At 71.6% G+C, this 25,085-nt stretch carries 20 protein-coding genes, 2 tRNA genes and 1 pseudogene; 17 read left to right on the forward strand and 6 right to left on the reverse strand.

What is annotated here, in order from left to right:
• Window positions 1-164: 164 nt before the first annotated feature.
• Window positions 165-800, reverse strand: coding sequence for a TetR/AcrR family transcriptional regulator (locus CLV67_RS40545; protein WP_239166752.1), 636 nt, complete (start codon window positions 798-800; stop codon window positions 165-167).
• 88 nt (window positions 801-888) lie between these two features.
• Here CLV67_RS40545 and CLV67_RS40550 point away from each other — a divergent pair, with 88 nt between their 5' ends.
• From CLV67_RS40550 to CLV67_RS40560, 3 genes are read left to right on the forward strand one after another with little or no spacing between them, the layout of a single operon-like run.
• A complete protein-coding gene (locus tag CLV67_RS40550) occupies window positions 889-1,158 on the forward strand; it encodes a hypothetical protein (protein WP_146169496.1) in 270 nt (89 codons plus the stop codon).
• Window positions 1,158-2,033 carry a class I SAM-dependent methyltransferase gene (locus CLV67_RS40555; protein ID WP_106328411.1) on the forward strand — a complete coding sequence of 292 codons (876 nt, stop codon included), beginning with the start codon at window positions 1,158-1,160 and terminating at the stop codon, window positions 2,031-2,033. Before CLV67_RS40550 ends, CLV67_RS40555 begins: the two co-directional genes overlap by 1 nt.
• On the forward strand, window positions 2,030-2,410 hold the full coding sequence (locus tag CLV67_RS40560; RefSeq protein WP_106328413.1) for a hypothetical protein: 381 nt from the start codon (window positions 2,030-2,032) through the stop codon (window positions 2,408-2,410). The genes CLV67_RS40555 and CLV67_RS40560 overlap by 4 nt, the downstream gene beginning before the upstream one ends.
• Here the strand turns inward: CLV67_RS40560 and CLV67_RS40565 are convergent.
• Window positions 2,407-3,276, reverse strand: a complete 870-nt coding sequence (locus tag CLV67_RS40565) for a helix-turn-helix transcriptional regulator (protein WP_106328415.1) — start codon at window positions 3,274-3,276, stop codon at window positions 2,407-2,409. The two genes, CLV67_RS40560 and CLV67_RS40565, sit on opposite strands and share 4 nt — an antisense overlap.
• Window positions 3,277-3,396: 120 nt before the next feature.
• On the opposite strand from CLV67_RS40565, the gene CLV67_RS40570 reads away from it, so the two are divergent.
• Window positions 3,397-4,245 (forward strand): SDR family NAD(P)-dependent oxidoreductase, encoded by an 849-nt coding sequence (locus CLV67_RS40570; RefSeq protein WP_106328417.1) that lies wholly within the window; start codon window positions 3,397-3,399, stop codon window positions 4,243-4,245.
• A gap of 74 nt (window positions 4,246-4,319) precedes the next feature.
• On the opposite strand, the gene CLV67_RS40575 is transcribed toward CLV67_RS40570, so the two are convergent.
• The 3 genes from CLV67_RS40575 to CLV67_RS40585 are packed head-to-tail and all read right to left on the reverse strand — an operon-like array spanning window position 4,320 to window position 8,875.
• Complete coding sequence (locus CLV67_RS40575; RefSeq protein ID WP_106328419.1) at window positions 4,320-6,458, reverse strand: glycosyl hydrolase; 2,139 nt, start codon at window positions 6,456-6,458, stop codon at window positions 4,320-4,322.
• Window positions 6,455-7,234: an efflux RND transporter periplasmic adaptor subunit gene (locus CLV67_RS40580; protein WP_106328421.1), complete on the reverse strand. Its 780-nt coding sequence runs from the start codon at window positions 7,232-7,234 to the stop codon at window positions 6,455-6,457. The genes CLV67_RS40575 and CLV67_RS40580 overlap by 4 nt, the downstream gene beginning before the upstream one ends.
• 30 nt (window positions 7,235-7,264) lie before the next feature.
• Entirely contained in the window at window positions 7,265-8,875 is a 1,611-nt protein-coding gene (locus CLV67_RS40585; protein WP_106328423.1) for a glycosyltransferase family 2 protein, read from the reverse strand.
• 428 nt (window positions 8,876-9,303) lie between these two features.
• On the opposite strand from CLV67_RS40585, the gene CLV67_RS40590 reads away from it, so the two are divergent.
• A complete protein-coding gene (locus CLV67_RS40590; protein ID WP_106328425.1) occupies window positions 9,304-10,542 on the forward strand; it encodes a hypothetical protein in 1,239 nt (412 codons plus the stop codon).
• 1,197 nt (window positions 10,543-11,739) lie between these two features.
• Here the strand turns inward: CLV67_RS40590 and CLV67_RS40600 are convergent.
• Window positions 11,740-12,399, reverse strand: coding sequence for a DUF4386 domain-containing protein (locus tag CLV67_RS40600; protein ID WP_106328427.1), 660 nt, complete (start codon window positions 12,397-12,399; stop codon window positions 11,740-11,742).
• Between the two features lie 52 nt (window positions 12,400-12,451).
• Here CLV67_RS40600 and CLV67_RS40605 point away from each other — a divergent pair, with 52 nt between their 5' ends.
• The 12 genes and pseudogenes from CLV67_RS40605 to CLV67_RS54875 all read left to right on the forward strand — a co-directional run.
• A complete protein-coding gene (locus CLV67_RS40605) occupies window positions 12,452-13,087 on the forward strand; it encodes a TetR/AcrR family transcriptional regulator (RefSeq protein WP_239166754.1) in 636 nt (211 codons plus the stop codon).
• Between the two features lie 90 nt (window positions 13,088-13,177).
• Window positions 13,178-13,253: transfer RNA gene (locus CLV67_RS40610), tRNA-OTHER, on the forward strand.
• Between the two features lie 33 nt (window positions 13,254-13,286).
• Complete coding sequence (locus tag CLV67_RS40615; RefSeq protein WP_106328431.1) at window positions 13,287-14,381, forward strand: leucine-rich repeat domain-containing protein; 1,095 nt, start codon at window positions 13,287-13,289, stop codon at window positions 14,379-14,381.
• Window positions 14,378-15,973 carry an ankyrin repeat domain-containing protein gene (locus CLV67_RS40620; protein ID WP_106328433.1) on the forward strand — a complete coding sequence of 532 codons (1,596 nt, stop codon included), beginning with the start codon at window positions 14,378-14,380 and terminating at the stop codon, window positions 15,971-15,973. Before CLV67_RS40615 ends, CLV67_RS40620 begins: the two co-directional genes overlap by 4 nt.
• A gap of 5 nt (window positions 15,974-15,978) precedes the next feature.
• Window positions 15,979-17,472, forward strand: a complete 1,494-nt coding sequence (locus tag CLV67_RS40625; protein WP_106328435.1) for an ankyrin repeat domain-containing protein — start codon at window positions 15,979-15,981, stop codon at window positions 17,470-17,472.
• A 38-nt stretch (window positions 17,473-17,510) separates the two neighbouring features.
• Window positions 17,511-17,583 (forward strand) — tRNA-Cys (locus CLV67_RS40630).
• 169 nt (window positions 17,584-17,752) lie between these two features.
• Window positions 17,753-19,477 carry an ankyrin repeat domain-containing protein gene (locus tag CLV67_RS40635; RefSeq protein WP_106328437.1) on the forward strand — a complete coding sequence of 575 codons (1,725 nt, stop codon included), beginning with the start codon at window positions 17,753-17,755 and terminating at the stop codon, window positions 19,475-19,477.
• Between the two features lie 91 nt (window positions 19,478-19,568).
• Window positions 19,569-21,392 carry an ankyrin repeat domain-containing protein gene (locus CLV67_RS40640; protein WP_106328439.1) on the forward strand — a complete coding sequence of 608 codons (1,824 nt, stop codon included), beginning with the start codon at window positions 19,569-19,571 and terminating at the stop codon, window positions 21,390-21,392.
• Entirely contained in the window at window positions 21,389-22,567 is a 1,179-nt protein-coding gene (locus CLV67_RS40645; RefSeq protein WP_106328441.1) for an AAA family ATPase, read from the forward strand. Before CLV67_RS40640 ends, CLV67_RS40645 begins: the two co-directional genes overlap by 4 nt.
• 10 nt (window positions 22,568-22,577) lie before the next feature.
• On the forward strand, window positions 22,578-23,768 hold the full coding sequence (locus CLV67_RS40650; protein WP_106328609.1) for a vWA domain-containing protein: 1,191 nt from the start codon (window positions 22,578-22,580) through the stop codon (window positions 23,766-23,768).
• Between the two features lie 205 nt (window positions 23,769-23,973).
• Window positions 23,974-24,792, forward strand: a complete 819-nt coding sequence (locus CLV67_RS40655; RefSeq protein WP_106328443.1) for an oxygenase MpaB family protein — start codon at window positions 23,974-23,976, stop codon at window positions 24,790-24,792.
• Between the two features lie 74 nt (window positions 24,793-24,866).
• A pseudogene (locus CLV67_RS54875) lies at window positions 24,867-25,064 on the forward strand (DUF6230 family protein); the annotation flags it as partial.
• Window positions 25,065-25,085 lie beyond the last annotated feature (21 nt).

Consider the following 25,085-nt stretch of genomic DNA (forward strand, 5'->3'; position numbering starts at 1 on the left):
GGGCTCGAGCGGTGCCCAGCCGGGACCGGAGCAGATGACCCGTTTACGAGAACGTCATGCGCGTAAGCCGAGCCTGCGACCGCTTCGACCGGGCCCGGCTCGACTGATTCGGCTGTCGGGTCCGCGGCGACCGGAGTGTGAAGACTTGCGGATCGGTTGCGGTATCAGTCGGGCGTGCTGAGCACGGCGGCGACGCCGTCGACGAACCATCGCTCGAACCGCTCGACCGGCCACCCGCGCTCGCGTACCAGCCAATCGTAGTTGCGGATGTCCTGCGCGAGCCACAGCACATCGGCGGCTCGCTCCTGACTCACCCGGACCTCGCCGGTGGCCGCCAGATCGGCGGCGAACATCGCCATACCGCGGCGGCGGTCCTCGAGGTTCTTGCGCCAGATCGCCGCGGCGTCGGCGTCGGCGGTCGCCGCACCGGCCAGTGCCAGCATCACGTGCACTTGCCGGGCATGGGTCTCGCTGAGATGCCGGGCGTACCGGGTCAGTTTCGCGCGTAGGCCGGTCAGCGCCCGGATGTCGGCGACGAACGACCGTTCCGCCATCGCGATCCGCTCGTCGTCGCCCACCAGGGTGACATCGACGAGGTCGGAGAGCAGTTGGCGCTTGTTGCCGAACACCGCGTACAGGGTCTGGACGGCGACGCCTGCCTCGGCGGCGACGGCGGTCAGCGGCGTGGCGGCGTAGCCCGGGTCCACGAACAGTTTGGCGGCCGCGTCGAGGATCGCTCGCCGGGTCTGCCGGGCTTGTTCCTGGCGCCGGGGGGAGACGTAACGACGGTTGACAGTCACGCATGCACCGTAGTCCACTATTAGATAGAGCTTCACTCTATCGATTCGAAATCAGGGGACAGCCATGCCGTACGGCGTCGTGCAAGACATGCCCGGAGTCAGCGAGCAGGAGTATCGGCAAGTGGAGAAGCACCTCGGTCCGGACCGGCCGCCGGGTCTGCTGGCCCATGTGGCAGGCCCGTCCGACGACGGCTGGCGGATCATCAACATCTGGGCCGACGAGGCCGCGTTCCGCAGGTTCCAGTCGGAACGCCTGGTCCGCGCCGCCGGACTGGCCGCCCAGGAGGAGGGATTCGATCCGGCGAAGGCCGCCGGCTTCCGATCGGCGAGCGTCGACGGCGCCGAGATGCCGTTCTGATGGAGGAGACCGCGACGCTGCGCGCCCGCAACTCCGACTTCTGGGCCCGGACGGCGCCGGGGTGGGTCCATCAGGCCGACCGGCACGACGAGATCGGCCGGCCGATGGGTGCCGTGGCACTCGACTGGCTGCGACTGCAGGCCGGTGAGCGGGTGCTGGACGTCGGCTGCGGATGTGGCGGAACGACCGCCGAGATCGCGCGGGTCGTCACTCCGCTGGGCAGCGCAGTTGGTCTCGACCTCGCGGAGGCGATGGTGGCGACGGCCCGGCACCGGTTCACCGCGCCGGGTGGCGCGGGACCGCGGTTCGTCGCCGGTGACATCGAGACGCTCGATGCCGTGCCCGGGGCGCCGTTCGACGCCGTCTACTCCCGGATGGCGTTGATGCTGCTCGCGGATCCGGTCGCCGGCCTGACCACCGTCCGGCGGTCGATGCGTGCCGGCGCCCGGTTGGCCGCAACGGCATTCCGCGACGGCCGCGTGAACCCGTGGCTGTCGACGGCGCTGCTCGGTGCGGCGGCACACCTGGGACCGTTGCCGCCGCTGCCGATCGGCGATGAGCCGGGCCCCTTCGCGTTCGCCGATCCGGCCCGGGTGACGCGCCTGCTCACCGCCGCCGGATTCACCGACATCGGCATCCACCCGTACGACGTCGCTCTCGAGGCCCCGGACGACCCGGAAGTGGTCACCGAATGGCTCATCGAGATCGGTCCCGCCGGCGCGGCCTACCGGGACGCCGAACCGCACATTCAGGGGCAGGCCCGGGCCGGGGTGGGGCGCCTGCTCGAACGGTTCCTCACCACCGGCACCGGTTACCGGCTGCCGACCGGACTTTGGTTGATCACCGCTCGCTCAGACGGGACCAGTACACCATGACCTCTCACCGGCGTCTTGCCGCCACTCTCGTACTGATCATCAGCATCGGCGTGCTGTCCGGCTGCGCTGCGGCCGATACCGAGCCGCCGTCCACCGACGCACCCACGTCGGGCGGTGGCGGAGACACCCGGGCGGGCGGCTCCTATTCAGCGACGGACGTCTGCACCTACCTGCAGGGCGAGATCCCAGCGCTGAAGGAGATCGGCAGCCCGGTCGGGCGGCACGCCAACCTGGCCGGAAAACTGGCCACCTTCTTCGAGTCACACGGCAAGCCGGAGAACGGCGCCGTACTGGACGCCGCGCTCAAGGCGGAGTGCCCGGCTGTACGTACCGAAGTGCTCACCCTGATGGGAGTGGACAGCTTCAGCTCGTTCTAGCCCACACGGCCGCCCCGCGGTGCGGCCGTCCCGCCGGACAGCAGCGCGAGCAGCGCCAGGTTGTCGTGCGAGCTGCTGCCCGGGTCGGTGTGGTAGAGGAACAGCACCTGGTCCGCGTCGCCGGGCAGCGGCAGCGCCTCGTACCGCAGCGTCATCGGGCCCACGGCGGGGTGAGCCACCCGTTTGACGCCATGGGTGCGCTCGTGCACCTGGTGTCCGTTCCACCACGCGGAGAACTCGGCGCTCCTGATGGTGAGCTCACCGACCATTTCGTTCAGCCGTACGTCATCGGGATGGCGCCCGGCGTAGAGGCGCAACGTGCCGACCACCTCGGCCGCCACCGTGCGCCAGTCGAGGAACAGCTCGGCCGCCGCCGGGTCCAGGAACATCCACCGCGCGTAGTTGCGTTCCCGCGGCGGCATCCGGGTCCAGTCGGTGAAAAGCTCCCGGGCCAGCGTGTTCGAGGCGAGCACGTCGGTACGCCGGCCGAGGATCAGGGCTGGATGCTCGCTCATCGAGGCGACCAGCTGTTGCATGGCCGGCCGCACACGCTGCGCGGGTGGTTGTGCCGTCTTGCGGCGTACCGGACGGGCGAGGTCGGACAGGTGTGCGCGGGCCGCCGGTTCGAGCCGGAAGGCGCGAGCCAGCGCTTCGAGGACCGCCTCCGACGGGCTCGAGTGCCGGCCCTGTTCCAGCCGGGTGTAGTAGTCGACGCTGACCCCGGCGAGCTGAGCGACCTCCTCGCGCCGCAGTCCGCGCACTCGCCGTTTCACCGGGCCACCGTCGTCGAGTCCCACGGCCTCCGGCGTCAGGCCGGCCCGGCATCTGCGCAGGAAGTCGCCGAGATCCGTACGCGAAGCTGCCATGTCCCGATGGTCGCACCATCCCCGCCCGGTACACACGGTCTGGGTGGGCATGCCGTTCCCAGGTAACGCTGGGCCTGCTCAGCCGTGTCCGTCCAGGTCGGGACGATCAAGCATGGAGCCATGTCCAACACATGGTTCGTCACTGGCACCTCCCGGGGCCTCGGCCTCGAACTCGTCCGGCAACTGCTGTCGCAGGGGCACGATGTCGCGGCCACGTCCCGCTCCGCCGAACGCCTCATTGCCGCCCTCGACGACGTCGACCGCACGCGGCTGCTGCCGATCGAACTCGACCTCACCGACGAGCGGGCCGTCACCGCCGCGATCACCGCGACCGCGGACCGCTTCGGCGGGATCGACGTGGTGGTCAACAACGCCGGTTACGGGTTCCTCGGCGCGGTCGAGGAGACCAGCAGCGCCGAGGTCCGGCGCATGTTCGAGGTGCAGATCTTCGGCGTCTGGAACGTGTTGCGTGCCGTGCTGCCCGGCATGCGGTCCGCCCGCCGCGGGCATGTCATCAACGTGTCGTCGATCCTCGGCCTGACCGCGTTCGGAGGGTGGGGGCTGTACTGTGCCGGCAAGTTCGCCCTGGAGGGACTCTCCGAGTCGCTCGCGGCCGAGGTCGCCGATTTCGGTATCAGGGTTTCGCTGGTCGAGCCCGGCTACACGCGCACCGACTTCCTGCGTCCGGTCTCGCTCGGTCTGCCCGCGTCGACCGTGGACGGCTACAGCGCGATCCGGGAGATGACCGCGGCACACCTCGCGATGCCGGGCACCCAGCTCGGTGACCCGGCCAAGGTGGCGGCGGCCGTCATCGCGGTCGCCTCCGACAGCACGTCGCCACTGCACCAGGTGCTCGGCTCCGACTCGTACGGGCTGGCGAAGGCTCGTGTGGAGTCGCTGCTCAGCGACGTGGAGGCGGGCCGTGACCTGGCTCTGACGACGGACGTCAGCCCCGGGAATCCACTGTAGAGAGCCGCGTCGGGCTGTACCTGTCTCCACTGACGGTAAAGACCCGTGGCGGCCCAGGTGCCGCGTGGTGTTCCTCATCCTCCGGGCGCCCGGAGGATCCGCGGAGCGTCGGCGGGCCCGAACGCCAGCGACCCCACCGGCGCGGTGGCCTCCGGCTGGGGAGGTCCCAGCACGGCCAGGGCCTCCACCCAGTAGCGGACCATCGCCCGGCTGGTGCTCTCCTCTCGAGTGACTCCCGCGTCGAGCCGGCGGCGGGCGGCCTCCGGGTCGGACAGGGCGAGGTCGGCGGCGAAGAGGTCGCCCCAGACCGTGGGCTTGTCGCCCAGTTCCTTCTGGCGGGCGGCCGACGGACCGCGGTAGAACGCACCGGCGGTCAACGGCAGTAGCTGGATGCCGAGGACGGACTCCGGCTTGGGGTCGAACCAGGTCGCGTAGTCGATCTTGGCGTCCCAGACGATCCCCGCGGTGGTGTGCGCGTATCCGGCCTCGCGGGTCAACCCTTCGCCAAGCCAATACATCCTGGCTGTCGCCGCCTCCAGCGCGTAGTGGGCGATGCCGTATCCGGTCATCTCCTTGTTGCCGCGGACGACTCCCCAGCGGACCACGGCCTCCCAGGCGGCGACGGCTTCGCTGGACGACTCCTGATTGTTGCCGTCCGCGAAGGGGGCGAACCCGGAGGCGGCCGAACTGCCCAGATAGGCGTTGAAGGCCCGGAAGGGCGGCAGCCCGCTCGGAGGGCCGATCGCCAGTGAACCGGCGTAGTCGCGGACGATCAGGTCGACCACGTCGCCGTAGTCACGGGCGAAGGTGGGATCGGCCCCTGCCAGCACGGCTGCGGCGCGGACCAGGTAGCCGTACTGGAAATGATGGTCGTTGTAGTCCTGTGCGCCGAACTCGGCCGGGACGGCTATCAGTCCACCCCAGGCCGGGTCGTAGCCGAAGTAGCGCCCGTCGGACGGTCCCGTGTAGGTCAGCCAGTCGACGAGTTGCGGCCGCAACCGATCGAGCGCCGCCGTGCGCTGTGCGTCCGCTCCGGAGGCGGTCGCGACCTCGGCGACGGTGGACAGCCGGCCGAGTTCCTTGAGCCCGAAGTAGCTGCCGCCCGCGCCGGGTGGATCGGCCAGGTCGCGGTCCAGGTCGGCCAGCACGGCCCGGTTCCCCGTCTCGCTCAGCGGCACCTTCGGCATGGCCGTGAGCAGGCCGGGCATCGAGACCCCGACCTGCACCGAACCGGCGCTGACCAGGGACATCGTTCCCCGTGCGTCCGGGTAGGAGCCCGCCAGCGGCGCCGGCCCGGCGGCCAGGCCGGCTTGGTGGTGCGGCAGCAGGGCCCATGCCCCGGTTCCGCCGGTGGCCCGGCGTGCGGTGAGCGTCTGAGTGACCGTCCCGGCCGCGGCGTCGTACACCGTGGCGGCCGTGGTCTGCACGATCGGATCGCCGGTGCTGGCCTTCTCCCAGCTCGCCCGATCGGCGCCGATCGGCACCCGTGCGACGGCGAGTTGCCGGCCCGAGCCGGTGACGGTGGATGCGGTCTGCGCCAGATCGGTGCCGAGAACGTCCCAGCGCCCGCCCGCGATGTCGAGCCGAACCCGGGTGGGCGAGCTGCCGACGTCGCGGAAGGTGCCGTTCACGGTGGGCGCCGCTCCGTCGAAGCGCAGCCACACCACCGGGCTGCCCTGCGCGAGGGTGACATCGACCCGGCCGCCGCCGGCGAGCCCGACCCGCAGGACGACGTGGAAAGCGCCGTAGCTGACGACGGTGACGGCGCCGGTCGCCGTGCCGACGGTGAGGGCGGGCAGAAATGGGGTGATGACGGCGTTCGCGGAGGCGGTGAGCGGCGCGCCGCTGATCTGCAGGCCGCCGGCGGCGGCCTGCACGGCCAGCGGGTGGGTCCAGATCGGCTGGGTACGGGGTCCGGTCAGGGCGGAGCTCCACCACTGGTTGGTCGGCACCGCCTGGCCCGTGAGGTCGCCGGCCTGTGCGGGGGCCTTGGCCGGGGCGGAGCCGGCCGGCAGCTTCTCGGCGATGCTTCCGCTGCCGGTTGTCACGGGAATCGTGAGCGGCGAGGCGGCGGCGTCCTCCATGACCGTTCCTGAATTCTGCGGTGGCGCGGCCGGACCGCGGTCCGGCGGCGCGGCGTCCGGTGCCGAGGTGCACGCCGTCAGTGCGGTGAGCGCCGCGATCGCGGTCATGGTCGCGATACGGCGGTTCATGCGCTGTTCACGGCGGGGGTGCTCCCGACGGCCGTGGTGGTGTCGACGACCACGGCGAACTGCAGCCCCGGCACCAGTGTCCGCACGGTCGCACGGGCCGCCGGGTCCGGCCGCAGCACGACTGTCAGCTCGTTCTCGGCGCTCGTCTGCCGGCCGGCATCGACCTTCGGCTCGACCTTCTCCAGCGTCGCGGTCATCCGGCCGGGGACGCCGGGGCCGGTCACGTAGGCGGTCATCCCGAGCCGGAACTGGCGCAGCTTCTCCAGCGGCACGTCGACCGCGAAGGCGACCTTGGCCGGGTCGTACAGGGTGACGATCGGCTCACCGGCGCGGGCGATCTGCCCGGGAGCTACGTTGATCTTGGTGATGATGCCCGCGGCGGGTGCCTGCAACTTCTGCACTCGTCGCGTGTTCCCGTCCCCGTCCGCGGTCAGCGTGATCGTGGCCAGGACGGCGCCCGCGGTGACGCTGGTCCGCTCGGTGGCCAGCATGTCGGTGACGACGGCGGCGTCGGCCGAACCGACGGCGATCGGCTGCGCGATGAGCACGGCCGTACCGGCATCCACCATGTTCCGTTCGGCGAGGCGCTGCCGCACGATGTGGGTGCCGCCGGCGCCGGCCGCTGCCAGCAGGATCAGCACCACCAGGCTGGTACGCACGACGCGCAGTGCGCTGCGTCCTCGGCGCTTGGGCGGCGGGGCTACCGGCGCGGTGTGCTGAATGACTCTGGTGGAGTCGTTGTCGTAGGTTCTGACGTTGTCGATCGTGGCGCTCATGGTCGTACCTCTCGGCGGTGTGGACCGGGGTCAGGCGGTTGCCGCGGCGTGCTGCGGCTGGGTGGGGGTCTGTTCGCCGGCGGCGGGCAGCGGGGCGTCCGACGGTCCGGCCGACGGCTTCGTGCCGTGCCGGAGCCGGCCGCCGGTGACCGATTCGAGGATCATCCGGCCGAGAATCAGAACGATCATGGAGGCCCAGCCGACGGACAGCCAGGTCGGCGCGGGATCGGCCATCACGAGCACGCCGACCACGATGGCCGTGACGTTCAGTACCAGGAGCGCGAACAGCGGCATGACCGCCCACAGCGACCGGGTGCCGTCGCCGCCGGCGTTGGTGGCCTTCCACTTCGCCGGCCGGCCGAGCAGCACGCCGCCGAGCGCTCGCAGATGAACCGGCGTAGAGCCGATGCTGGCCACGATCGCCGAGAGCTTGAACCCGCCCGACTGCAGCCAGGTGACCAGCAGCACGGCGGCCTGGAACGGCAGGTAGTGGGTCGCCCAGGCGAGGCCGTCGGCGCGAATCGGGCTCAGTGCGAAGAGCAGGTAGAGCGCCGGGAAGAGCATGAAGGTCAGCATCGCCACGGACAGCAGGTAGTGCGTACCGCAGAAAAGGTATTGCAGCCGCTGGTCGATCGTCAGGCCGATTCCCCGCTTGAACAGGCGCCCGCGTAGCAGCACCTCGAAGCCGCCGCTCGCCCAGCGCAGCTGCTGCTTCAGGTACGACGGGACGTCCTGTGGGGCCAGTCCGCGAGCCAGCACCTGCGGGACGTAGATGGACTTCCAGCCGCGCTTGTGCAGCTCGATCGACGTCCAGATGTCCTCGGAGTTGCTGCCCGTCCAGATGCCGCCGATGTTGTCCAGCGCGGCCCGCCGGAACATCACGTTCGTACCGACGCAGAACGCGGCGTTGAAGTGGTTCTTGCCCGGGCAGACGAGCTCGTAGAAGATGCGCTGAGCCTCGCCGGAGCCGGTGGCGACCAGATTCACGTTGTTCGTGTAGAACTGCGGGGACTGGACGAATGCCACGTCCGGGTCGTGGAAGTGCGGCAGGATGCTGAGCAGGAAACTCGGCTCGGGCACATGGTCGGCGTCGAAGATGACCACGAACTCACCGTTGGTACGGGCCAGTCCGGCATTGACATTGCCGGCCTTCGCATGTGCGCCGCCCGGCCGGCGCAGATAGTCGACGCCCAGCTGGTCCGCGATCTCGCGCAGTTCGTCGCTGTCGCCGTCGTCGAGCAGGAACGTCCGGTGTGGCAGGTCCATGTCGCGGGCCGCGATCATGGTGCGCCGGACCAGCGCCGGCTCCTCGCCGTACGCGGTGATGAAGACGTCGATGGACGGTACGTCCGAGCCGGCCCGCAGCCGGTTGCGCCAGACGGTGGCGTCCACCGGTTCGGGCCGGTCGTCGTGAGCCAGGATGGTCCACCACGTGCCGATCAGATGCAGGGCGGTCAGGCCTTCGGCAGCCAGCATGGCGAACCAGAGCCAGCCGGGCCCGCGGTACGCCGGATTGAGCAGGAACAGCTGATAGAACAGGGTGGCGACGAGCGCCGCGATGATGGCTACGCGCGTCGAACGCTGCAGCGGCCGCCACGCCAGGCGAGCTGCCCGGGCCGGCGGAACTGGCGGTGCCGTCATGGATGCCCCCGAAGGCCTTCGATATGTAGCGCCGTGGATTCGGTGCCGTAGACCAGGGAACAGGAACATCTTCCGGCGCGCGACATATCGTTCCGAACATTTATATTCGGCTCGGGTTTCGGTTCAATGAAATCGCGGTCATCCGCACTGTTGGATGATCTTCAAAAATTGTGTCACATGCCATCTGAACTGCTACTAAGCATTTGTGAGCGTTAAATTCTGGTGACTTTCTGGTCTCCTTCATCCCACCGCGAAACATTGGTCAGTGTGTGAGGTCACATGGTTCGCCGGCGCGATGACGGGTCCTATCAATGCGACCGAAACCTTGCCGAAACGGCCGGCGCGAATTGGCGGGAGGCCAATATCCGGTGAAGCTCGTGCCACACGATGATTTCCCGGGATGGCAGCGGTCTGCGACGATCATCGCCATGCGCAAGATTGCTGTGGCGTCGGTCTTCGTCCTGATGGCGTCGGGGTGCGTCGCCGAGCCCGCCGGCATGAGCGGCGGCACGGCATCGCCCTCGGTGCACTCCTCGACCGCCGTCGGTGCGTCACCCGAGGCCACCGTCTCCGACACACCGGCGCCGGCCTGGCGGCTGGCCACGATGCCGGAACTGGCCGGGCCGACCAGCATGCTGTGGGACGTCGTGTCGGTGGACGCCGCGCATGCGTGGGCCGTCGGCAGCGAGGCCTACTCGCCCGAGCGCCCGGACGACACCGGTACCCCGCTGATCCTCCAGAAGGAGGGAACCGGCTGGGCGCGCGCGGAGCTGCCGGCGATCGGGTGGCACGGCCGGTTCGACCTCGTCGCGGCCGACTCGCCCGCCAATGTCTGGGTGGTCGGCAGCACGACCGCCGCCGATCCCTGGGCTCAGGTGACGCACGTCCTGCACTACGACGGGACCGCCTGGCGCGAGGTGCCGTTCCCCCGCGGTGCCAAAAAGGACTACACGCTGATCACCGGGCTGACCGTCGTGGAGGGACAGCCGTGGGTGGTGGGCAACCGCCAGAGCGACGTGATCATCGAGCAGTGGGACGGCCGATCCTGGCGGTCGCATCAGTCGCCCGCCGAGTGCCGCACCGGCGGTACCTCCTTCGGCGGCATGCCGAACTTCTGCACCTTCACCGCGATCAAGGCCTTCGGCCCGGATGACGTCTGGGCCGCCGGCAACGGCGCGTGGAAAGGGTTCAAGGGCCCGCTGCTGTTCCACTTCAACGGCTCGGCCTGGCGTACGGTCCAGGTGGGCATCAACGAGCAGGAGTCGGGCTTCGACGCGCTCGCGGGTCGCTCGTCCGGTGAGCTGTGGGCGGTCGGCGACGGCGGGCTGGCCGTGCGCGGTGCTGGTGGATCCTTCGAAGTGCTCCCCGGCACTCCGGGTGATGCGCTGCCCGACCTGGCGACGGACCCGGCCGGCCTGCCGTGGCTGATCGGGAACTCGACGGCGCCGAGTGCGAAGCTCTTCTCGTACGGCACGGATGCTTGGACCGGAGTGCCCGCGCCGCAGCCGCCGGATGCGGTCGGCATGAGCCTGAACGGCATCACCGGAACCCCGGGCAGCCCGCTGATGTTCGCGGTGGGTGCGGCCGACCTCCCCACCGACCCGCGCTATCTGAGGGCTGTCCTGCTCGAGTACGTGCCGGCCGTGCCGGCGGGATCGAGCGTCTAGACACCTTTTACGGTCAGGGTCTGGTGGGGACAGTCCTGTCCCGGGCCGCCTGATCGCCCAGCCGTGCCCGGTGAGCCCTTCCGCGGGCTGTTGATCGTCCAGCCGTGGGCAGCGAACCCTTCCCCAGGCCGCTTGATCGCCCAGCCGTGGGCGGTGAACCCTTCCCCGGGCTGTTGATCGCCCAGCCGTGGCCGGTGAACCCTTCTCCGCGCCGCTTGATCGCCCAGCCGTGGGCGGCGAACTCTTCCCCGGTCCGGAGGCAGCGATATCCCGGAGCCCGGCTCCGAAAACGGCCCTAGTTGATCGTCCAGCACCGGGTCGCGGCGGTAACCGACCCCGCGAGCCCGGAGCCCACGACGGTAACGCCCGGCCATCAGCCGACCGAGCGCCACCGACGGCTCAGACGGATGCGGCCGACGGGCCCGGGAACCCCGACTGCGAAAGCTCTCTAGGCCGTGGTTTCGTAGGCGCGCTTGCGGGGTGTGAGGCTGTCAGCCGTATGTCGGGCCTGGGTTCCCCCTGCCCTGAGGTGACTCGGCTACGCCAGCTCGCGGGCCGTCAGGTGTCGCGTGGTCGTGGTCGTCGGCTTGCGTGGGGTTCTGCTGCGTGATCAGGTCGGCCTGGGAGGGGTGCGTGGGTATCGCGTCCGGGGAATCGGCAGGATCGTGAACCTGGCGCAGACGTGGGCCAGGCCCTAACCGGGCTCGTCGGCGCTGACCCTCGTCGAGTTCGATCATCGGGGCGTCGCCGCCGGCGTACTGGAGCAGGTGCATCAGCGTCTCGGAGAGATTGTCCGGTGCGTCGGGCAGCCGGGCACGCAGACGATCGGCACGCCGGCTGGCCGGTACCCCGGTCTCCGGCGACGACGTGCGCCGGCTCTGCGGCCGGGTGGCCGATGTGCTGCTCGGCGCGGCCGGGGTGGGCTCGGCGATCCAGGTGTCGTTGCTGGATCTTCCCGGCCGGCGCCGAGGTGGACGAGCTCAGCTCGTCGACGGCCGCCGCGAAGGCCGTACCGCAGGAGAGGGAACAGCCGTCACGCGGTGCGCGAGTCGCCGTGACCACCCCGGCCCCGTCGTTCGCCGCGTGGTTCTCGGCGAGGTTGCGGGCGTAGGGCCTGACCCTGGAGGCCGCGGCCCGCCGCCTGGACGTGTCGACGAAGGCGGTCGGCCGGTGGCTGTCCGGCGCGACCGAACCCGGCTACGCGATCTTTACCGGATCCGTTCCGCCTTCGGCGGGCCGCCGCTGTGAGCGCTTGCGGGTCCCGAAGATCAGCAGATAGCCGATGATCCAGAACTCGCCGATGGTGGCGGGGAAGGCCAGCGGGTCGAACCGCAGGAAGGCGTGCAGGACGTAGCCGACGCCGCTGACGATCAGGAGCCAGCCGAGCGCCTTCGGCATCAGTCCGGTGCCGAGCACGGCCGTGCCCATCGGGATCAGCCACAGCCCGAAGAAGATCGCGCCGACCGCCCAGAGCTCGCCGCTGATCGTGAACAGCAGCTGGACGGTGTTCGCGGCGTCGCCGAACGGGTCGGTGGCGATGTTGTTCGCGGCTCCCAGCAGGCCCGCGCTGATCAGGATGAGTGTCGAGTTGATCAGGCCGAACGCGGCGATTCCGGCGGCCGAGACGGGGTCCGAGGTGCGGAAGAGCCGGTAGAACCAGGCCGCGGTCAGTGCCTGGGTGAGGACGATCAGCAGCTCGAAGACGACGAGGGCGGTCGCGAGATTCGGGTTGCCGGTGAGGTTGGCGAGGGTGGCGGTGGGGTCGGCGGCGTCGTACAGGCGGGGCCGGGTCCAGAGAAAGCCCAGCATGCCGCTGATGGCGAGACCGAGATAGAGCAGTCCGGTGGTACGGGCCATGGCTACTTCCTTACAACGTAAGGTTGATGTCTTACGCAGTAAGGTAAGGCCTGTGCGCAAGGCGTTGACCCGTGACCGGGTACTGCAGGCAGCCGTCACGATCGCCGACCGGGACGGGATAGCGGCCCTGACCATGCGTCGGCTCGGCGCCGAGCTCGGGGTCGAGGCGATGTCGCTCTACCACCACCTGCGCGGCAAGGACGCCCTGCTCGACGGGGTCGCCGAGACGTTGGTGGGCGAGATCCTGGAGGCCGTCGAGCAGGTCGTCGCCGACGGGGATTGGCGGGCGCTGCTGCGGGCGCGGTTCCTCGCCGCGCGCGAGATCATGCTGCGTCACCGCTGGGGGCCGGGCGTGCTGAACTCCCGGGCGGACGTGCCGTTCGGGGTGCTGCGCTACTACGACTCGATCATCGGGGTCATGATCGGGGCCGGGTTCTCCTACCGGATCGCGCACCGGGCGGTGCACGCGTTCGGGAGCATGCCGCTCGGGTTCGTGCAGGAGGCGTTCAGCCCTTCCGCCGACGACACCGGTGGGGACGACCTCGCGGCGGTCGCCGACCTGCTGCCCAACCTGGTGGCGATGGTCGCGAGCGAGGCACACGAGGCCGAGCTGGGCTGGTGTGACAGTCAGGTCGAGTTCGAGTTCACTCTGGACCTGCTGCTGGACGGTCTCGACCGGGCGCGCTGAATCCCGGTGACTGCTCCCGCCCGTCCTGGGCCGGGCGCGCCGAACACCAGCAGAAAAGTGTCGGTGGGCTCGCGTATGCTCCGGCGCGGCGAGGTCGTAGCGCAGAGGTCGTCGCGCCTTGGCGTCAAGCAGGAGGACGCCGGTTCGAATCCGGCCGGTCTCGCCACCTGTTCTCTGGCCGCGCGGGGGAGGCGTCGTCGTGTTCATCCGGTGCCCGGCAATCACCGACCCTGATCGCGGGCTGGCCGACCCCGGCGACTTCGACGGCCTCCTCGGCCGTCTGGCCGCGCCCGAGCCGGTCACCGCCAACGAGGAGTTCGCCCGCGGCCTGCTGCGCCCCGACGGCCGTGTCGACCTGTGCAAACAGGGCGTCGGCCCGGTCCAGGCAGCCCGCGTCGTGCGGGCCGCCGTCGGCTCACCGCACGCCACCCATCTACTGCTCGGCACCAACGGGCTCGGCACCGAGGGTGCCCGCGCGGTCGCCGGGGCGCTGCCGGCCGGACACCGGATCAGCACGGTCTATCTCGGCTGCAACCGCATCGACGCCGACGGGGCGGGAGCCCTCGCCGACCGGCTCACCACCGATGGCGCCATCCGGGCGCTGTGGCTCAAACGCAATCCGATCGGCGACGACGGGGTGGCCCGGATCGCGGCCGCGCTCGTGGGCAACCGCACTCTCCGTACTCTCGATCTGGTCAACACCGGACTCACCGCGACCGGCCTGGAACCGCTCGCCGACGCACTCGCCGCCCGGCCAGGTGGGCTGGAACGCCTCTTCCTCGGTGGCAACGGCCTGGGTCCCGACGCCGTCGCGGTGCTCACGCGGCTCGTCCGTGAGGGCGGGGTCCGCGAGCTCTACCTCGCCGTCAACCGGCTGGGAGACTCCGGGGCCGCGGCACTCGCCGAGAACCTCTCCGGGTACGCGATGACGCTCGGACTGGGTGGCAACGGCATCACCGACGCCGCGCCGCTCGCCGCGCACCTGCACTCGTGGACCGCCCTCGACCTGGCCCGCCCGCCGTCCGAACGCGCCCTCGGCGGCCGTTCCAACCTGCTCGGCGACACCGGAGCGGCCCTCCTCGCCGCGGCCCTGCCCGGCAGTGCGCTGCGCCGCCTCGACGTGCGGTTCACCGGCATCACCGGCCGCGGTGTGAAACTGCTGCTCGCCGCCGGGGCCGGGCTCGACCACCTGGCCGTCGGCGGTGGCGTGCCACGACGGTTGCGGCGGCTCGCGCCGAAGTCGACCGGCGCGCCGCACGAGGACATCAACGCCATCGTGAGCGTCTACCGGTGAACGCCTACCTGGCTGACTGGCAACGGATCCGCCGGTACACCGTCCCGCAGCGCATGATCACCGAGTGCGCGGAAGCGCGGGAGCGCGGTGACTGGCGGGCCGCGTGCGACGCGGCACGCTTCGACGTGGCCTTCGACCCGGAGCTCGCCGAGGAGGCCGCGCAGCAGGCCGCCCACTTCGCGCCCGACCTGCTGCGATGGCACCTGCCGCGGGTGCTGTTCGGGTCCACCAACCTGCTCAACGCACGCCGCTATCTGCTGATCCCCGACGAGCCGGTCGGGCCACGGACCGTGCTGCTCACCGTGCAGGCGCCGCCGTTCGTGAACGGGTCGCAGCGGCTCACCCTCGGCACGGTCCGTGGTGCCGCCGAGCTGCGGGGCGGCCGGGCGATCCCGGTTCCGGCCTACCTGTGGGACGTCCGGCACGCCCACGGCCTGCGTGCGGCGCTCGGCGGGACCCACGACCGGCTGCCGCTGTTCACCCCGGCCGGAGACCCTCTGCCGGAGGAACTCGCCGGCGCCGGCGACGACCCGCCCGCACGGGCCGAACGGGCATGGCAGGCGCCCCGGATCGCCCGAGGGCTCGCCGCCGCCGGGATGGAGGTCAGGAGCCGGGGCGACGGCTGGTCGCGGCACAACCACGTCACGCACGACCTCGACCCGGTGCGGCTCGTGCACGACGCCCGCTGGTTCGCCGCGCGGTTCACCGAGCCGACCTGGGCGGTGTACGGATCCTCGTACACCCATATGAAGATCCTGACGGACACCGAGCCGATGCAGATCTCCTGGGTGGACACCCACCTCGAACGCACCGATCCGGACCGGTTGCCGCCCGGCCTGCACGCCGACATGCTCCGGAACAGCGCCGACCTGAAACTCGTCCACGGCGGGAAGCTCCCACCGGGCGCCCTGCACCCGCTGGTCCGGGCCGCACTCTTCCCCGGCGCGTCACCGGCGCCGCCTGAGCCCGGCACGTTCGACGGCGGCGAACCGGTCCGGGTGCGCTGCCGGGGTGACTGGCACGAGATCGAGGTCCGGCTGGGCCGGCTCGATCCACTCGCCCACACTCCCGAGGAGAGACAACGGGAACGCGCGATGCGTGCCTTCGGCGGTGCCGGCATCGGGTGCTTCGAGGTCGAGAACATCTGGTACGGCGCACCCGGACGACTGCCACGGCGGCTTCGCGCCTACCGCGCCGACCTGTGGCAGCGCCTCATTCACGGCGGCACCCGCCTCCTGGTCGAGCTGCTCGACGCCGGTCTCGACCCGCACCTGCGCGACAGCGCGGGAGGCACGCTGTTTCATCAGCTCCCCGCGTTCGACCACCGGCTGCTGCTGCCGCGGCTCCTCGCCGCCGGCGTCGACATCAACGTCCGCGACCGGGCCGGCCTGACGGCCCTGCACCGCGTCGTCGTCGAGTACGGCTCGGCCGACGTCATCATCGCGCTGGTCGACGCCGGCGCCGACGTGTCGGTGCCCGACCGCGACGGCGAGACGGCGTTCATCCGTGCCGGGCAGGCGCTCAAGTCCAGGGGCGGCCTTCGCGACGACTACCGGCAGGCACTGCAACACCTGCACGACCGGGCGCGCTGACAGACGTGTCGCACTCGCTGACCGACTGGGAGCGTGTCCGGCGGTACGCCGTCCCGGAGCGCATGATCGTCGCCTGCACGGCCGCGCGGGAGCGGGGTGACTGGCGGGCCGCCTGCGAGGCCGCCCGGATCGACGTCGACTTCGAACCGTCACTGGCCCTCGAAGCGGAGGCCGTGGCCCGGCACTTCGCGCCCGACCTGCTGCGGTGGCACCTGCCGCGCGCGCTGAACGGGCGGACGACCCTCGACCAGGCGCGATACCTGCTGATCCCGGACGCCCCGGTGTGGCGGGGGAGCGTGCTGCTCACCGCCGAGACGCCTCGCGACCGGGAGGGACACCAGCGGATCCGGCTCTCCGCCGTGCGCGGGGCGGCGGATGTCACCGGGCGGACCGCGATTCCCGTTCCGGCGTACCTCTGGGACGCCCGGCACTCCGATCGCCTCGCGGTCGCCAGCGGAGTCCGCGCCGCAGGCGGTACCTCCCCGCTCGAGGCGTTCACCGAGGCCGGGATCGAGGTCGCCCCCGGACAGGAGGAGACCTGGTCGATGGCCGACGAGAGAAGCCGCCTCGCCGAGGTCGACCCGTGGCGGCTCGCCCACGACGCCCGGTGGCTCGCGGCCCGCCTCTGGGAGCGCACCTGGCTCCTCTGGGCGGTCCACAACCGGTTCCTGAAGATCGTCGTGGACGGCGACACGGTCCACGTCGCCTGGCAGATGATCTTCCACGAGGAGGGCCTGCCGCCGCCCCTGCGGATCGGCATGCTCCGCTGGTCCGCCGACCGTGAGCTGGTCCGGCGTGGCCGCCTCGCCCCCGGCTCGCTGCACCCGCTCGTGCGCGACGCCCTGTTCCCCGGCACGCCATCGGCGCCGGCGGACGTCACGGCGGGGCTCGACGACCTGGTCCGGGTCCGCTGCGGCGGCGTCTGGCACGAGATCGACGTACGCCTGGGGCAGCTCGGTCTGCTCGCCCACGATCCGGCCGACCGGCAGCGGGAACGCGCCCTGCGGGCCTTCGGCGGTGAGGTCACCGGCTGCTTCGCGGTCGAGCAGGCGTGGCACGGCGCACCCGGCCGACTGCCCCGGCGGCTGCGCGACTACCGCGCCGACCTGTGGCAACGCCTCGTCCACGGCGGCACCCAGACACTCGTCGACCTGCTCGACGCCGGGCTCGACCCCCACCTGCGGGAGAGTAACGGCGGCACGCTGATCCACCGGCTCGGCGGGTTCGACCACCGGCTCCTGCTGCCCCGGCTCCTCGCCGCGGGAGTCGACCCCGACATCCGCGACAAGGAGGGCAACACCGCCCTGCACCGGGTCATCGTCCAGCACGGGCGGGCGGACCTGATCGTCGCGCTGGTCGACGCCGGTGCCGATCCGAACGTGCCGAACCGCGAGGGCGACACCGCCTCGGGGTACGCCGAGCGGTCGCTCCGGCACTCCGACCGCCTGCGCCACGACTTCCGGCAGGCACTGCGCCACCTGCTCGGACGCCCGCTCTGATCGAAATGTCGGTGGGGGCGCGTAAGCTCCGGCGCGGCGGAGTCGTAGCGCAGTGGTCGTCGCGCCTTGGCTGCAAGCAGGAGGACGCCGGTTCGAATCCGGTCGGCTCCGCCCCGGACGGCCGTCGGCCGGTCTCCGCCCGCACCGGGTGGTTGCCGGTTGGTGACCGGTTCGGTTTGCCCGGACGGCCATCGGCCGGTTCCGCCCTCCGGGGTGGCCGTCGGCCGGTGATCGATCCGGTTCGCCCGCGACGGCAGGAGACAGTGGTGGGGATGCACCGGTGAGCGGCCACGATCCGCTCGCGCTCGCCGAGTGGCAGCGCGTCCGCCGCTATGCGGTGCCCACCTGGATGATCGCCGAGTGCACCGAGGCGCGCGAGCGCGGTGACTGGCGGGCCGCCTGCCGAGCCGGCCGGATCGACGTCGGTGAGCTCGGAGCGGCCGCCCACCACGCCGTGCACCTCGCCCCCGACCTGCTGCGCTGGCACCTGCCACGGGCGTTGGGAGGCGACACGACGCTCGCCGTGGACCGGCGCTATGTGCTGATCCCGGGGGAGGGGACGCTCGAGCCGGACAGTTCTGTCCTGACCGTCGACTCGCCGGTTTCCGTGGAGGGATCCCAGCGGCTCACGCTCGGGGCCGCCCGCTGGGCCGATCTGGTGGGTGAGCGGGTCACGCTCCTGCCCGCCTACCTGTGGGACGCCCGCTACGCCGGGGACCTGCGTGCCGCCGTGGGCGGTTCCGCCGTTCGGGTGCCGGGCTTCTCGGCCGACGGTGAGCCGCTTTCCTTCGACGCGCTCGGTGCCGGTGACGGACCGCCGGGCCGCGCGGAGCGGAGCCGGCAGGCGCGCCCGTTGACCGACTCGTTCGCCGAGGCCGGCTTCGTGATCGACGGGGTGGTGGGCCTCAACCGGCCACCGCCCGAGTGCGTCCAGCTCCCGCTTCCGGTCCCGTTGCCGGTCGTGTTCCCGGGGCCGGGACGACGGGCCATCGACCCGATGCGGCTTCATCACGACGTCCGGCTGCTTGCCGCCCGCACGGGGCTGCCGACCTGGGCGCTCTGGCTCGACGGCGACCGATACCTTCGCTTCGACGTGGCGGGCGAAGGGGTCTGGCTGACGGAACTGACCACGTCGGCGCTGGAGCTGCCGGAGCTGCCCGGCGACATGGCGCGCTACTTCGTCGACCTCGAACTGATCCGATGCGGTCGTCTCACACCCGGCGAACTGCATCCGCTCGTGCGCGCGGCGCTCTTCCCCGCCCCCGAGTCCTCGGCCCGTTCCGTTCTCGAGTCCGCGGCGGCGCCGCCCTCCCCGGATGCGCCGGCTGTTCTCGCTCCTGGTGGAGGGGCGGTCCCGGGCTCGGGCGGTGTGTTCGGCGGGCCGGGTGCGGATCGGGATGCGGGGCCGGTCCGGGTTCGGTGCCGTGGTGAGTGGCACAAGGTCGGCGTCCGGCTGGGGCGGCTCGGGCTGGAGTCGCACACCGAGGCCGAGCAGCGGCGGGAACGCGCTCTGCGGGCCTTCGGTGGTGAGGTCAGCGGCTGCTTCGCGGTCGAGCACGCCTGGCACGGCCCGGTCGGTCGGCTGCCCCGGCGCCTGCGCGCCCACCGTGAGGACCTCTGGCAGCGCATGATCCACGGCGGGACACGGACCGTGTTCGAGCTGCTCGACGCCGGGATGGATGTGCGGTTGAGGGACAGCCGTGGGCGTACCCTCATGCATCGGGTCCGTTCTTTTGATCATGCCCGGCTGCTTCCGCGTCTGCTTGCCGACGGCCTTGACGTCAACGCCCGCGACAAGGAGGGCAGCACCCCGCTCTACCTGGCGATCGTGCACCGCTGGCCCGGATCCCTGATCATCGCCATGGCCGACGCCGGCGCCGACCCGCACCTGCCGAACCAGGGCGACATGTCGGTGATCGAACATTTCGACGACATCCTCGACTATCACGAGGATCTACCTGCCGACTTCGAGGCCGCGGTGGCCTACCTGCGCAAACGGGCGTGACCGAAAAGCCCTCCAGAACTGTCGGTGGGCTCGCGTATGCTCCGGCGCGGCAAGGGCGTTCAGCGGGGGAGACAGCGGTGGCGGTGAATCGATGAGCGGTCACGACCCGCTCGCGCTCGCCGACTGGCAGCGCATCCGCCGCTACGCGGTGCCCACCTGGATGATCGCCGAGTGCACCGAGGCGCGGGAGCGCGGCGACTGGCGGGCCGCCTGCGAGGCCGCTCTCGTCGACGTCCGGGTCGACGATCCCGCCCCCGTGGCCGAGCTGCTCGCCGGTCTCGCGCCCGACCTTCTGCGCTGGCACCTGCCGCGGGCGCTGGGTGGTTCGACCGAGCTGGCCGGCCCGAAGTCGTACGTGCTGGCGCCGGACGGTCCGGTCGGCCCCGGCACACCGGTGCTGGTGGCCCGGGTGCCGCCTCGTGTTCCCGGCGCCGACCCGCTGATCCTCGAGGCGATGCCCGCCGGCGCGATCGACGGTGACCTGATCTTCCCCGTCCCGTCGTATCTGTGGGATGCCCGCCGCGCTGCCGGGCTCGGTGCCGTCGCCCGGCCGTCCGCCGGTTCCGCACCACGGCCGGCCTCCATTGCCGCTGCTCGCCCACCCGGTTCCGCCGCCCTGCCGTCCACCGGTGCCGCGGGCGGTGACCTGGCCGCCTGTCTGGAGGAGTGGACCGCTGCCGGGTGGTCGTTCGGCGATGACGACTCCGATGACTGGCGGCCCCGTGAGGCTGCGCTGCTGAGCCGTCTCGACCCGGTGTCGACAGCCGGTGAGCTGCGGCGGGTGACGGCACAGTTCGGCCGCCGGTCCTGGGGGATCTGGGCCGACCACTACCGCGAGGAGCTGCGCTTCCGGGCTGACGGTGACCGGCTCCGGATCACCACGGGCTGGAACGTCCCGTCCCAGCCGAACTCGCTGCGCGCCGTGCCCTGCCTGCATCCGGGTCTGCTGCGGCCGTCAATCGACCTCGATCTCCTCCAGCGCGGCCTGATCGGCCCCGACGACCTGCACCCACTGGTCCGCGGCGCGCTGTTCCCACGCGCGGTGCGATCGCCGGCGCTGCCCTCGGCCGAGATGCGGCCGGCGGCCGGACGTGGCGGGGCCGTGCGTGGCGGGGCCGTGCGTGGCGGGATCGTGCCTGTCCGGGGGAGCGCCGCAACGGGGGCGGATGCCGGGTGTGCCGGGGTGAGGTCTGCCGGCGACGGCACCGCGGTGCCGGTGGATGCCGGGCGGGCCGGGGCGGGGTTCGCCGGGGGCGGTGCCTCGGCGAGGCCGGTGGCGGGGATCGTGCCCACCTGGTTCGGGGACGAGGAGCGGATCCGGGTCCGGTGCGGGAACGGATGGCACCGCATCAGCGTCCGCAACGGGCGCCTCGCGCTGCCCGAGCACACCGAGGCCGAGCGCGGGCGGGAACGGACCCTGCGCGCCCTCGGCGGGGTGAGCGGCGGCTGCTTCAACGCCGAACTGGCGTGGAACGGCGGCGGTGACACCCCGCCGCCGAAGAGGCTGCGTGCCTACCGGCGGGACCTGTGGCTGCGGATGCGCCACGGTGGTACCCGGACGGTTCTGGCATTGCTCGACGCCGGCATGGACCCGCACATCCGCGACGGCCGTGGGCGGACCCTGCTGCACCGGATGCACGGGTTCGACCACGTGCGCCTGCTGCCGCGCCTGCTCGCCGAGGGCCTGGACGTGAACACCCGCGACCGGGTGGAGAGCACGCCGCTGTTCGAGGCGGTGATGTACCGGTGGCCGCCCGACCTGGTCATCGCCCTGGTCGAGGCGGGCGCCGACCCGCGGCTGAAGACTGTGTACCGCAGCCCGCTCGACGTGCTGGACGAGATCGAGAGCTCGGGCAGCGCCCACGGCGACCGGCGGTGGCACGACGTCACCACCTATGTGAGGGAGAGAGCATGACCGCCGGGCTCGACGCCGCCGACGCGCTGCTGCGCCAGATCCGGGTCACCCGGACCGAGCCGGGCACCGACCACCGGGCCGCCGCGCTGGCGCTCTGTGTCGCGGCCAACCTGCCGGTGCTGCTCTGGGGTGAGCCCGGCATCGGCAAGTCGGCCACCCTCGCCCAGCTCGCCGAGGGTCTGGACGTGCCGCTCGAGACGGTCATCGCCAGCGTGCACGAGCCCTCCGACTTCGCCGGCCTGCCGATCGTCGGCGACGACCCGGCGGTGCAGGGTGTGCCGATGGCTCCACCCGACTGGGCGGTCCGGCTCGCCCGGCGCGGTCGTGGGCTGCTCTTCTTCGACGAGCTGTCGTCGGCGCCGCCCGCCGTCCAGGCCGCCCTGCTGCGGGTGGTCCTCGAGCGGCGGGTCGGCAGCCTGACCCTGCCGGACGAGGTCCGCATCGTCGCCGCCGCGAACCCGCCGTCCAGCGCCGCCGACGGCTGGCATCTGAGCCCACCGCTGGCCAACCGGTTCGTGCACCTGCTCTGGACCCATGACCCGCGGGTGGTCGCCCGTGGCCTGGCCGGTGTGTGGCCGCGGATCGACGTGCCGGTCGTCTCGGCGGACCGCGCGCCGAGCGCCCTGGCCCGCGCCCGCGGTGTGATCGCCGGTTTCCTCACCGCCCGGCCGGGTCTGACCCACCACCTGCCCGCCGACGCCGAGGCCCGTGGCGGCGCCTGGCCGTCCCCGCGCACCTGGGACATGGCGTTGCGCCTGCTGGTCTTTCACTTCTGCGCCGGTACGAGTCGCGAGGCCCTCGCCACGGCGGTCATCGGTGCGGTCGGTGACGGCGCGGGGCTGGAGCTCACCACCTACCTCGACGAGCTGGACCTGCCCGATCCCGAGCGGGTCCTGGCCAATCCGGGCGCGTTCGCGCTGCCGGAGCGGGGTGACCGGCAGCTGGCGTTCCTGACCGCGGTGGTCGCGGCCATCGAGTCGCGGGTGACGCGCGAGCGCTGGGAGGCCGGCTGGGAGGTCCTGGCCAAGGCGGTCGACGCGGGAGTGCCTGACGTGGCCGCGCGGGCCGCCTTCGACCTGGCCCGCATGCGCGATCCGGGCTGGCCGGTCCCGGCGTCGATCGACGCGTTCCTCGACGTGCTCACCGCCTCCGGATTGCTGACCGGTGGCTCCTGACCCGGACCGGGTGGCTGACGCAGGGCGGGCCCTCGACCGGACGAAGTTGCTGGCAGCACGACTGCGCGCGGCTGGAGCGCAGCCCTACCTGGCGTCAGCGCTCTACAGCCTGACGGTCGTCCCCAGCCACGGCGTGCCGACGATGGGCGTCGACAAGCACTGGCGCTGCTACGTCAACCCGGCATTCGTCGACGCCACTCCGGTGCACGAGCTGGCCGCGGTCTGGGTGCACGAGGTCGCCCACCTGCTGCGCGACCACCATCGCCGGGCGACGCTGGTCGCGCCGGAGATCCGGCACGACCATCACCGGCTCAATGTCGCCCAGGACTGCGAGATCAACGACGACATCTCGTCACTGCCGTCGAACGCCCTGCGCCCGGCCATGTTCGGCCTGCCGGACGGGCAGATGTTCGAGCAGTACCTTCCGGGCATCCCGGCCACCCCGGAGGCGCCGGAGTGCGGTTCCGGGGCACACGGCCGTCCGATGCCGTGGGAGTCGTCCGACGGTGCGAAGGTGAGCCCGGTCGAGGCCGACGCCATCCGCCGGCAGACCGCCCAGGAACTGCGCGCCCACGTCAAGTCCCGGGGCCGTCTGCCGGCCGGCTGGAAGCGCTGGGCCGACGAGATCCTGGAGCCGACGGTCGACTGGCGGCGGGCCTTGACCGGCGCCGTCCGTGAGGCGGCGTCGTGGGCCTCGGGGGCGGTGGACTACACCTACCAGCGACCGTCGCGGCGCGGCGCGGCCGTACCCCGGGTGGTCTTTCCGAGTCTCCGCCGTCCGATGCCGCGGGTCGCCGTGGTCGTCGACACGTCCGGTTCGATGGGCACCGACGAGTTGCGTGCCGTGCTGGGCGAGGTGTCCGGAGTGCTCCGCGCGGTGGGCATCGGCCGCAACCGCGTCACCGTCCTGTCGTGCGACGCCGACGTCCACGCCGTCCGCCGGGTCAACACCGTCGGTGACGTGGTGCTGGCCGGAGGCGGTGGCACCGACATGCGCGTCGGTATCGACCAGGCACTCCGCGCCGCCGAACGCCCCAACATCATCATCGTGCTGACCGACGGGTACACCCCGTGGCCGGACGCCCGTCCCGGCAACGTCCGCGTCATCGCCGGTCTGGTCGGTGAGACGGCCCCCGAGCCCCCGCCCTGGATCGAGTCCGTCCACATTCCGCTGGGCGAGGTCACGGCGACCGGTCAGTAATGGGCCAGGCCACCGCCGCTTCGGCCGCCTCGGCGGTCGGCTGCCGATACAGGTCGTCGGGAATCAGCCGGATGTAGGAGTCGCTCACCGAACCAGCATGGTCGACGCGATAAGTTAACCGTCACTGACGTACATCATGTGCAGGTGATGTGCAGACTAGCTCGAACACCTTCACAAGAAGTTAATCGTGACTTACCGTCACGACATGGATAAAGGTCTCTTCGACGACAGCGCGGTCATCCGGCGCGTGGCCCGCGAAGGCCTCCTGCTCGCCGGTGGCGGCCGCGCCACGCTGCTCCAGATCGCACACCCGGGCGTCGCTCAGGGCGTCTACGACCACAGCAACTTCACCGAACGGCCCCTCGACCGGCTGCGCACCACGATGAGCTACGTGTTCGGCGTGCTCTTCGGCACCCTGGAGGAGGGCCGGGCGATCAGCCGGGCCGTCATCGCGATGCACCGCAAGGTGACCGGCCCCGGCTACTACGCCGACGACCCCGACCTGCAGGTCTGGGTCAACGCCACCCTCTACGACACCGCCGTCCTGATCTACCAGCGTGTCTTCGGGCCGCTCACGGAGGCCGAGCTCGACGAGTGCTTCCAGCAGTACAGCGTGCTCGCCACGTCGATCGGCTGCCGCGAGGACGCCTGGCCGGCCGACCGCACCACGTTCGACGCCTACTGGGCTCACACGATCGACACACTGCGGGTCAGCGACGAGGCCCGGGAGATCGCGGCCGCGCTGATGCGACCCAAGAACATCCCGCTCGTCATGCGCCCGGCCAAGCCGCTGAACCGGCTGGTCACCGTAGGGCTGCTGCCGGAGCCGATCCGGACGCGGTTCGGCTACACCTGGTCACCGCGCGAGCAGCGGCTCTTCGACGGCTTCCTCGGCGTGACGAAGGCCGTCTACCCCCGCCTGCCGGGCAGGCTGCGCGACACGGTGAAGGACTACTACCTCAACGACCTGCGCCGACGCCTCGCCCGGCGGCGCAACCCGCTCACCGCCGGCGGGAGACAGTGAGAGTTCGATGAGAGCTGACGAAGGTCGAACCTCCTGGGGAAGGGCCTGCTGGCTCCTGCCTTCCCTCACTCCCCGTGCCCGGCGGCGTCACTGCCGGAATCGCCGAGGGCGCGCTCGCCGCCTCCGGCCGACACTTCAAGGTCAAGGCCAGATCCGTTGAGGGTACGGACGTCGCGGCGTACCTGGACACGGCGCGCGGCGTCGACGGCACCCACCACCCGGTGATGCTCGCCGGCGTCGGGCAGGCCCCGCTGCGCGACGTCTGCACATCGGCGGTCGTGGAGAGCACGGCC

The organism is Actinoplanes italicus (assembly GCF_003001815.1).
GTDB lineage: Bacteria > Actinomycetota > Actinomycetes > Mycobacteriales > Micromonosporaceae > Actinoplanes > Actinoplanes italicus.

Bases quoted from the DNA above. Each gene is read 5' to 3' on its own strand.
- CLV67_RS40550 (WP_146169496.1), top strand. From the start codon at position 889: ATGCCCGGAGTCAGCGAGCAGGAGTATCGGCAAGTGGAGAAGCACCTC.
- CLV67_RS40555 (WP_106328411.1), top strand. From the start codon at position 1,158: ATGGAGGAGACCGCGACGCTGCGCGCCCGCAACTCCGACTTCTGGGCC.
- CLV67_RS40560 (WP_106328413.1), top strand. From the start codon at position 2,030: ATGACCTCTCACCGGCGTCTTGCCGCCACTCTCGTACTGATCATCAGC.
- CLV67_RS40565 (WP_106328415.1), bottom strand. From the start codon at position 3,276: ATGGCAGCTTCGCGTACGGATCTCGGCGACTTCCTGCGCAGATGCCGG.
- CLV67_RS40570 (WP_106328417.1), top strand. From the start codon at position 3,397: ATGTCCAACACATGGTTCGTCACTGGCACCTCCCGGGGCCTCGGCCTC.
- CLV67_RS40575 (WP_106328419.1), bottom strand. From the start codon at position 6,458: ATGAACCGCCGTATCGCGACCATGACCGCGATCGCGGCGCTCACCGCA.
- CLV67_RS40580 (WP_106328421.1), bottom strand. From the start codon at position 7,234: ATGAGCGCCACGATCGACAACGTCAGAACCTACGACAACGACTCCACC.
- CLV67_RS40585 (WP_106328423.1), bottom strand. From the start codon at position 8,875: ATGACGGCACCGCCAGTTCCGCCGGCCCGGGCAGCTCGCCTGGCGTGG.
- CLV67_RS40590 (WP_106328425.1), top strand. From the start codon at position 9,304: ATGCGCAAGATTGCTGTGGCGTCGGTCTTCGTCCTGATGGCGTCGGGG.
- CLV67_RS40600 (WP_106328427.1), bottom strand. From the start codon at position 12,399: ATGGCCCGTACCACCGGACTGCTCTATCTCGGTCTCGCCATCAGCGGC.
- CLV67_RS40640 (WP_106328439.1), top strand. From the start codon at position 19,569: ATGAGCGGTCACGACCCGCTCGCGCTCGCCGACTGGCAGCGCATCCGC.
- CLV67_RS40645 (WP_106328441.1), top strand. From the start codon at position 21,389: ATGACCGCCGGGCTCGACGCCGCCGACGCGCTGCTGCGCCAGATCCGG.
- CLV67_RS40655 (WP_106328443.1), top strand. From the start codon at position 23,974: ATGGATAAAGGTCTCTTCGACGACAGCGCGGTCATCCGGCGCGTGGCC.